General features: G+C 43.2%; 5 protein-coding genes, 1 rRNA gene and 3 pseudogenes. 4 read left to right on the top strand and 5 right to left on the bottom strand.

All coding sequences use genetic code 11. The annotated features are described in order from the left end of the window. Positions 1-55: 55 nt before the first annotated feature. A 5S ribosomal RNA gene (gene rrf / locus AAY47_RS17150) occupies positions 56-171 on the top strand. Positions 172-257: 86 nt separating this feature from the next. On the opposite strand, the gene AAY47_RS17145 is transcribed toward rrf, so the two are convergent. The 4 genes from AAY47_RS17145 to AAY47_RS17130 all read right to left on the bottom strand — a co-directional run bounded on the left by AAY47_RS17145 (position 258) and on the right by AAY47_RS17130 (position 5,743). Continuing rightward, positions 258-617, bottom strand: a complete 360-nt coding sequence (locus tag AAY47_RS17145) for a YfiM family lipoprotein (protein ID WP_083446794.1) — start codon at positions 615-617, stop codon at positions 258-260. A 122-nt stretch (positions 618-739) separates the two neighbouring features. Next, positions 740-2,098, bottom strand: coding sequence for a CDP-diacylglycerol--serine O-phosphatidyltransferase (gene pssA, locus AAY47_RS17140; RefSeq protein ID WP_047771409.1), 1,359 nt, complete (start codon positions 2,096-2,098; stop codon positions 740-742). A 204-nt stretch (positions 2,099-2,302) separates the two neighbouring features. Further along, positions 2,303-4,945, bottom strand: coding sequence for a bifunctional acetate--CoA ligase family protein/GNAT family N-acetyltransferase (locus AAY47_RS17135; RefSeq protein ID WP_047771408.1), 2,643 nt, complete (start codon positions 4,943-4,945; stop codon positions 2,303-2,305). Between the two features lie 126 nt (positions 4,946-5,071). After that, positions 5,072-5,743 carry a tRNA-uridine aminocarboxypropyltransferase gene (locus AAY47_RS17130; RefSeq protein WP_047771407.1) on the bottom strand — a complete coding sequence of 224 codons (672 nt, stop codon included), beginning with the start codon at positions 5,741-5,743 and terminating at the stop codon, positions 5,072-5,074. A gap of 134 nt (positions 5,744-5,877) precedes the next feature. Here AAY47_RS17130 and AAY47_RS17125 point away from each other — a divergent pair, with 134 nt between their 5' ends. From AAY47_RS17125 to AAY47_RS17115, 3 genes and pseudogenes are all read left to right on the top strand, one after another. After that, positions 5,878-6,918 carry a tRNA/rRNA methyltransferase gene (locus AAY47_RS17125; RefSeq protein ID WP_047771406.1) on the top strand — a complete coding sequence of 347 codons (1,041 nt, stop codon included), beginning with the start codon at positions 5,878-5,880 and terminating at the stop codon, positions 6,916-6,918. Positions 6,919-7,233: 315 nt separating this feature from the next. Next, a pseudogene (locus AAY47_RS21415) lies at positions 7,234-7,661 on the top strand (IS1 family transposase). A gap of 33 nt (positions 7,662-7,694) precedes the next feature. Next, positions 7,695-8,345: pseudogene (locus AAY47_RS17115) on the top strand (IS110 family transposase); the annotation flags it as partial. Positions 8,346-8,437: 92 nt separating this feature from the next. Here the strand turns inward: AAY47_RS17115 and AAY47_RS20960 are convergent. After that, a pseudogene (locus AAY47_RS20960) lies at positions 8,438-8,656 on the bottom strand (IS982 family transposase); the annotation flags it as partial. Between the last annotated feature and the right edge of the window lie 170 nt (positions 8,657-8,826).

Genomic DNA, 8,826 nt, shown 5'->3' with positions numbered 1-8,826 from the left:
TTTGAGAGGGTTTCAGAATAAAAAACAGCTTGTTCGGGATTGAAGACAGAATTTGTCTGGCGGCAACAGCGCGGTGGGACCACCTGAACCCATGCCGAACTCAGCAGTGAAACGCCGTAGCGCCGATGGTAGTGTGGGGTCTCCCCATGTGAGAGTAGGACACTGCCAGACATTCATTTAGTCAGAAAAGCCATCCGTCACCGGATGGCTTTTCTGCGTTTGGAGGCTATTAGAAAATAAAAATAGAAGGTTAAAAATCACTTCACGGATTGATATAAACTATAACCTGCTATCGCTCCAGCTATATCATAAGCAATATCATGCCAACTCCAGCCTGTTCCTGATGGGCGGCTATCATAAAGTTCTTTTGCTGCACCAATACTAACGGATAGCAATACACCAAATTGTGCACTTTCACGATGTCCCCAATGTTGACGATCACCATAAGCATTGCCCGCAGCAGCGACAATTGCAGAAAATAAGAAATGTTGCGCTTTATCTTTTCCTGTCCAGTTGTCATTTGCCTGACGAATATTGGAGCAAGCAGTATTTAGTAGGATAGGAGAAATTATTAATATATTTCTTATCAGAGTGATGATGTTTTTTTTCATCGTCATTTACGCCATGATTTATTTTTTTTAATCATAGCTGTTTGATAAATAAGGTGCAAAAATCCCCTCTGGCAATAGCGAGAGGGGATTCAAAAAAATGATAATTATTTATTAATTAGTTGAGTATTCTACAGTATCCTGCTGATTAATCGGTCTACCCGAATACGGCGCAAGCGTCGTATCAGTTTGCGTACCTTAACAGGATAGATCTGGATATTTTCCAGCTCCTGATAATTATGGATAATTTTTGTATGAGTACGGATGCAATCCAACTCCATTGCACGTTGTTCTAGCATCTCTTGGTGAGGATCATGAATAAGAATGGCATTTTCCAGATCCAATCCCCATGCCCGAGGATTAAGATTATTACCCGTAATTAATTGCCATTTATTATCAACCCAGATCCCTTTTAAGTGATAAGTATTGTCTTGATCCTTCCATAACCGGATAGTTAATTGCTGGCTATCGATAAACTTTTGCAGCCGACTAGTGAATCGGCGTAAGTTAATTTCATACAGATAAGGCAATGCACCAATGATCTTAAATGGCTCTTCTGGTGGAATATAAAAATCATTAGCTGTTTTATCTCCAATGATGATCTCAACTTGCTTTCCTTGGCGGAGTAGCCGGGATATTGAACGCACCAATACTGCGGGTAAATTGAAGTAAGGTGTACAAATAACCAGCTTGTTTTCAGTGCAAGACATGAGATGACAAATTGTTTTGTTCAGCAGATTTTTTTTGCCCAATCCCACAAGGGGGGTTACCGCTAATTCTTCATTGGATGCTTGATTTTCAACGTGATACTCGGCATTCCTCAATGAAGCACGAAATTGACGGATCAAATTTTTAATTTCAAGGCTACGAGGACGATTGTGGCAGGCCAAATTTTTTACGGCTTCAGCGCTAATAATACTATCATCAATAAATTGCTTCATGACTGAGGCAAGTTTTGCATTATGCAGCAAATGATAACGATCGTAACGGTATTTTTCATGGTGGTGCAGATAGACATCATTAATACTGGCCCCACTGTAAATAACCGTATCATCAAAGATAAAGCCTTTCAGATGTAAAACTCCCAGTGCTTCGCGTGTATTCACTGGGACACCCAGGATGGAGATGCTGACATCAGGGTAGCTTTCAGCCATGGAGCAGTACCAGTCTGCATTTGTTGCCGCAGCTTCTACACCAATGCGGCCACGTTGAGCACGATGCCAATCAACCAGGATTTTTATGTCTAACTCAGGGCGTTTTTGTTTAGCGACATATAATGCAGTCAAAATATCCTGTCCTGCATCATCGTTTTCTAAATATAACGCGGCGATATAAATATGCTTTTGGGCATTTGCTATATGCTCCAATAAGGTGCTGCGAAACACTTTAGATTCATAAAGTGTCACAATATCAGCAACTGATTGTGGTAGCTTAGGCAGTTGTGCAAGGTGTTGTTGGTGTTTTGCTTGTTTAAATTTGGACAACATCACAGTGCGTTTTTCTCTTAGTCTAGATGGCGTTAATACCATCATAAGGTGTATGAATCAAAATGATCTGGCGATGATACCATTAGTTTGGTCTATTGTGAGTATGAATTAACGGTCTTGAGCTGATTGCTTTAAGACTGTGCGATCTATCACGGAGTGAGCATTTTTTATTACTCATCACGAGATGTATGTTGAATTTATATTTTGCTAGAGTGTCAATGTAAGATTAACAATGCCATCTTCTAACTGTATATCAATGGCAAACCCAAGTTTTTTCGCAAGTTGGATCATGTTACGGTTTTCAGGCATAGTGATGGCTGTTAGTGCCTGAATACCATGTTCTCTTGTATAGTTAATCAGTTTAGTCATAAGTTGATAGCCTAACGTAATCCCCTTTAGATCTGATCGGACTAATATCGCAAATTCAGCTTCGATATTATCGGGATCTGCCATAGCACGAGCGACACCAATAATTTCAGGTGTTGTTGCTGGATAGCGGATCGCGACGAATGCCATTTCACGGTCGTAATCAATTTGGGTCATGTTTGCAAGATCATCATGAGTAAATTCGTTAATTTCACTGAAATAGCGATAATAAAGATCTTCCTTTGTTACTTGGCCGATAAATTCTTTCAGCAAAGGCTCATCTTCCGGCAGGATTGGTCGTAGCAAACATTCAAAACTATCTTTGATGTAGATAGTTTCTTCCAGTTCATTAGGATAAGGCCGGATAGCTAGTCTATTGCGGGGATCGCCTGTTACTGGCATCAACTCCATTGTCACATCTAATAGAGTGAACTCATTACCTGATGCAAGCAGTGGATGGATATTCATACGAGTAATTTGAGGACAATCGATCAGAAGATTCGATACTCTGACCAATAACTGGCTGAGGGCAAGAATATCCAGTGGCAAAAGTGAACCGCCAGATTTTATTTTGCCCCCTTTAATTGCCTGAATCACCAGATATCGGGCCAATGCCATATTAAGGGGAGGAAGAGCGACAGCCGCCTGTGTTTCATGTACCCAATCAATATCTCCCTCGCCTAGCATGATTAAGGGACCAAATATCTCGTCTTGCTCAATAGCAATTCTCAGTTCTTGTGTGCCAGCCCGATTAGCCATGCTCTGTACTAATAATCCATGGATCCTGGCGTGTGGGAAGTTTTGTTTGACACGTTCAATTATCGCTTGTGTTGCGGCTTTAACTTCATCAGCATTGCGTAAATAAAGCATCACTCCCTGAACCTCTGACTTATGTGGAATATCAGGGGAGCGGAGTTTTAATGCCACGGGATAGCCAATTTTTTCTGCAATCTTAACCGCATTATCGCTGGTATGAGCGATCCAGGTTGGTAAAGTATTTAAACCGTAAGCATCAAGAATAGGTTGTACTTCATGGGTATCCAGTCGGACATTCCCATTATCAAGGGCCTTCTGTATACACTCATGGGCACGAGCCGTATTCGATGTAATACCAATGGGTAAGGATGGCGTTTCTTTCAGTTGTTTTTGATTTCGCTGATATTCCACCATATGCATAAAGGCAGTAATGGCGCCTTCTGGCGTCCGATAAGTTGGGATACCTGCCTCACTGAACAGACGTCGGGCTTCCAATGAAGAATATTCTCCGCACCAATTAGTGAAAATAGTGAGCCATTTTCCACGAGGATGCTCTTTAATGGTTTGTATAACCCGAACCGCTGTAGTTTGGCTGTGGGATATGGCGCTGGGAGAGTGGATTAACAGTAAGGCATCATAATCATGACTATCCAAAAGTAACCTGAGTGCAGCAATATATTGTTCGGTAGAGGAGTCATCACCGATATCCAATGGATTACGTAAAAGCAGCGTGTCTGGAAGTATGCCAGACAATCCATTGATCGTTTCCTCACCTAATATAGCGAGTTTGCCAGTTCTCCTGAATAGCTCATCCAGTGCCATTGCCGCGGGTGCTGCTCCATTACTGACGATTAATAAACGTTCTCCGCGCAATGGCCGCATAAAACTCAATGTTTCCACTGCGGAGAACATTTCATGTGTATCTTGTACACGCAGTAATCCGGCACGTTGAATGGCTGCGTCATAAGCAGCATCAAAATTTTGTTGTTCTCCCAGCAACTTCTGAACTTGCCGGGTACGACTGCTTTTCACAACCAGAATCGGTTTATTGCGTGAAGCGCTTCGGGAAGCAGAAAGAAAACGGCGGGCATCGCTGATATGTTCGAGATGTAACAAAATGGCACTGGTTTTACTGTCTCTTGCTAAAAAATCGAGCAGGTCATCAATATCAATATCAACACTGTCACCCAAGGCAATAAAATACGAAAAACCAATATTACGATGGTTGGCCCAGTCCAGAATTGTGTTGGATATTGCTGCTGATTGTGAAATAAAAGCCAATTTACCTTTAAGGATAGGGATCGGGGAAAAACTGGCATTTAGCCCACTCCAGGGGGCTAAAATGCCCAGGCTATTTGGTCCCAGAATTCGAAGATGATGTTTCTGGCTGCACTGTTTTAATTCAGTAAATTGTGATGGCGGAGAGGATAAAATAATGACAGTTTTGCATCCGTGTTGGGCCAGTTGCTCTAGTAAAGACAAATTACGGCTGTGATGAGTACAGATCACAGCAAGGTCAGGCGTTAATGGTAATTTATCGATAGAAGGATAGGCTAACACACCCAGAACGGCATATTTGTGTGGTGTTACGGGGAGAATAGGTCCTGTAAACCCACCCATTAACAAATTTCTCATCAACACTGAACTGGCTTTTTCTGGCTTTTCAGAAGCACCAATAATGGCGATAGATTTAGGGCGTAATAATGCTTCAAGTCCGCGCTGGCTCATTTCTGGAGTTCCTTATCAGTTATCACATCAATAAACAATCACTGTTGATTAAACAATTACCACGAATAACTTTAGCCACCCTCAGTGACTTTAGCGCGGTTTGTCAAGCATTACTGTGAGTTATTCCTACAGATGATTAGATTTTCCTGCCAAATATTGTTCACGAAAGTGATTAAAATGATTCAATAATGATTGTGACGCTTCAATATCCCCAGCTAATTCTAATGCCGCCGCCGCAACTTCGGCAGTACAATGTTGTTCTGTTCTGGAGGGCACCCGAAGTAAATAGTCCATTTTGGCAATATTATTCATAGACAACAGGGGAATATCATTCAAATATGGACTTTTGCGAAACATTTTTCTTGCTTCAGGCCAGGTGCCATCCAATATAATGAACAGCGGTGGTTTTGGGTTAGCTGGGATCTTCTGATACACCGTACGAGGAGGCGCAGCATAACTGTCTGGGAAGATCAAATAGGGTTGTCGGGTAGGATCACGCACGACGTCGAGCAGTTGTTGGTCAGGCTCGGTTCTGGACCAAAGAAAAGCGCATGTATCAGGCAGAATATCTGCAATCAACTTTCCTGTATTACTGGGTTTCATCGGCTCAGTATCGAACATGATGAGACAGAAACGGCTTTGCGCATTTGCAGGTGAAATCATTTCACACAGACATTTTTTTTGGGGTAATAAACAATGCAGGCAACGCGGCACCCGGCATCCTCTTGCCAGAAAAGGGCGGGTAGAACGGGCAAGGCGGCGTTGGCGAAGCTGATAAACGGCGTTGTTATTTCTCATTTAAGAACTCAGACATGTTCGTGGATAAAATCAGTAAAAAATTAGCGGATATTTTAATGGATTGTCGTTACCAGAGGTAGCTTCGGGCGCGTACATCGGGTAATCTTCGCGCCATAACGCAGTTGGAGAAATAAATGAACGATTCCTATAGTGGTAAGAACGGCAAAGTCAAAGTAATGTATGTTCGCAATAATGAGGACAATAACGATAACCGTAAAGGCGGCGATCGTCGTAAAAACAGTGACAGCCGTAAGAGTGATAACCGTCCGTTTGGTAAAGGGCGTGATCAGGGTGACCGCCGTCGTGGCAGTGAACGCCCAGTGCGCTCAGGAGAGAGTTCTCCGTGGAAGACTATCTCCCGTCCAGAAGGTGAATCTCTTAGTCCAGAGCACCAGGGCATTAGCGGCAAAAGCAACATTGATCCTGAACAGCTTCGTCGTCAGCGTTTGGAAGAAACTCGTATCTATGGGGAAAATGCTTGTCAGGCAATGTTCCAGAACCGTCCTGATGCGATTGTTCGGGCCTGGTTTGTTCAATCGGTCACGCCGCGTTTTCGTGATGCATTGAAGTGGATGGCGGCAAATCGCAAAGCTTACCATGTAGTTGACGACGAAGAGCTATCTAAAGCATCAGGTACAGAGCACCACGGTGGCGTATGTTTCCTGATTAAGAAACGCAATGGTTTGGATGTGGAAACCTATTTGCAGCAGGCACCCGCGAAAGATTGTGTGTTGGCATTGGAAAACGTAGGCAATCCACATAATCTCGGCGCCATTATGCGTAGTTGTGCGCATTTTGGCGTACAGGGTGTGATTTTACAGGATACAGCGCTGTTGGAATCAGGTGCAGCTGTTCGGACAGCAGAAGGCGGTGCTGAACACATCAAAGGCATTGATGCGGATGGATTCACAGCTACGCTAAATCAATTCCGTAATCAAGGCTATACAATTGTGACCACATCAAGTCATAAAGGTAGTACAACACTGGCACAAGCAACATTGCCAGAAAAAATAGTCTTGGTATTGGGTCAGGAAAGTGACGGATTAAGTGACAGCATTTGGGAAGATGGTGACATTCGTCTTTCTATTGGTGGAACGGGTCGGGTAGAAAGTCTGAATGTTTCTGTTGCAACAGGTATTATGCTGGCGGAATGGTGGCGCCAGAATAAGGTTTAATTTATACCTGAAATAAATCGTAAGCGGCCATTTTGTCAAAGAATAGTGGCTTGGAAATACAAAGAGATAGTTTAATTTCCCCATCCTTAATAAGGCCTTGTTTATTAGCCAAGGCCTTATCTTATACCCCTTCATTTATTGAAACTATTTTTATTATTTTAGAGTAAAGGTATTTATTTAGATGTTTGCAACAACTAAAGATTTTAAATAACACACATAAATTTTATGCCATTTATAGTTTATCCATATTGTTAAGCGGTCATGTATTAAATAATTAGTTGCTGTGATAAACTTCGCGCTTTTTAGTGGTGAAATATGGCTAAGATTGATGTTTGTTGTCGTTATTGTCACAAATCAGAAGAGGTAAAAGGGCATGGTAAAGGAAGTGCCGGTCATCCCCGTTACCCTTGCTATGCCTGTCGAAAAACCTTTCAACTGAAATATAGCTACCGTGCCTGCAACCCCGGAGTGAAAGAGCAAGTTGTTGATATGGCGATGAATAACAGCGGCATTCGCGACACCGCCCGTGTATTGAAAATTGCCCCAGCCACCGTCATGAAAACGCTAAAAAACTCGCTCCCCGAAATGTGACTACGCTTCGTCTTGGTGGGCGTGATCGTGCTAATCTGAATCCGCGAACGCGAATCAAGCGATTGAATCGAAAAACCCTTTGTTTTTCCAAATCGGAAGCAATGCACGATAAAGTCATAGGAACTTTCATTGAGCGTGAAAACTACATTTGAGATGTGTATCTAACTATTTAGTACATGACCACCATGAAGATTACAACAGTGGGTATCGATCTGGCAAAAAATGTTTTTCAGGTCCACGGCGTCTATGCACAGGGTAAAACGGTACTCAAAAAACCGCTACCGCGCGCGAAAATGCTGACGTTTTTCGTCAACCTGCCACCTTGCCTGATTGGTCTGGATGCCTGTGGTGGGACACATTATTGGGCACGTAAGCTGCAAGGTTTTGGTCACGAAGTAAAATTAATCGCGCCACAGTTTGTTAAACCCTATGTCAAAACCAATAAAAACGATGCCGCCGATGCGGAAGCGATATGTGAAGCGGTGACACGACCGAATATGCGCTTTGTCCCAATAAAAACAGAAGAACAGCAAAGCATCCTGTCGGTACATCGCGCACGAGAGGGATTTGTCAAAGCCCGTACAGCGCAGGCCAATGCCATTCGTGGTTTCCTGGGCGAGTTTGGGATCGTTATCGCTCAGGGAATAAAGCAGATTGCAGTACGACTGCCCGAGATTCTGGAGGACGCCAGTCATTGCCTGCCAGAGACCTTCAGGCAACTGCTCCAGCGGTTGGGTGAACACCTGAAAGAGCTTGATCGTCAGGTTGCGGAACTGGAACAGGAGATTCAACGCTGGCATCGTGGCAAGACAGGTCGGACCGTGATCAGGAAACTCTGGTGTCATGCAAGCGCTTATAGCGCGTCGAAATGATAAGAGCCTGGTCAGCGAATTCCATCAGGGACAGGGGCGACGGCCTCAACTAAAGTCCGGATGTATGGCTGCACATGCTCAGTATAAAACGCTTTAAAATGACGATAATGGCTCATGTGAAATAAAATGAGGAGGGTCATGATCTCGCTCAGAGACAAGGAAGTAGCACGATGACGTTTAAGCACGTTATTCTCGATGAGCTGTTGTTCCCAAAGAGGAATAAATTTTTGGTAAAAATCATCGACGCAGCAGAAAAGTTCTTCTAAAGTAACCATAGCCTGAGGATCTCCACCATTTTGTTTTCTAAACAAAAACTTTGATCGTGCCTCAGGCGCTTCGTTCATTTTTTCCTTTCTTTCTTAAACGAAGTTCAGGTAACGGGAGCAAATCTATGGTCTTCCCCGTTTTTGCAACACTCATTTTGATGTATGGTTGGCTTGCTTAA

It is taken from the genome of Xenorhabdus griffiniae, from assembly GCF_001028135.1.
GTDB classification, from domain to species: domain Bacteria; phylum Pseudomonadota; class Gammaproteobacteria; order Enterobacterales; family Enterobacteriaceae; genus Xenorhabdus; species Xenorhabdus bakwenae.
This window is presented reverse-complemented; position numbering and strand designations above follow the sequence as displayed.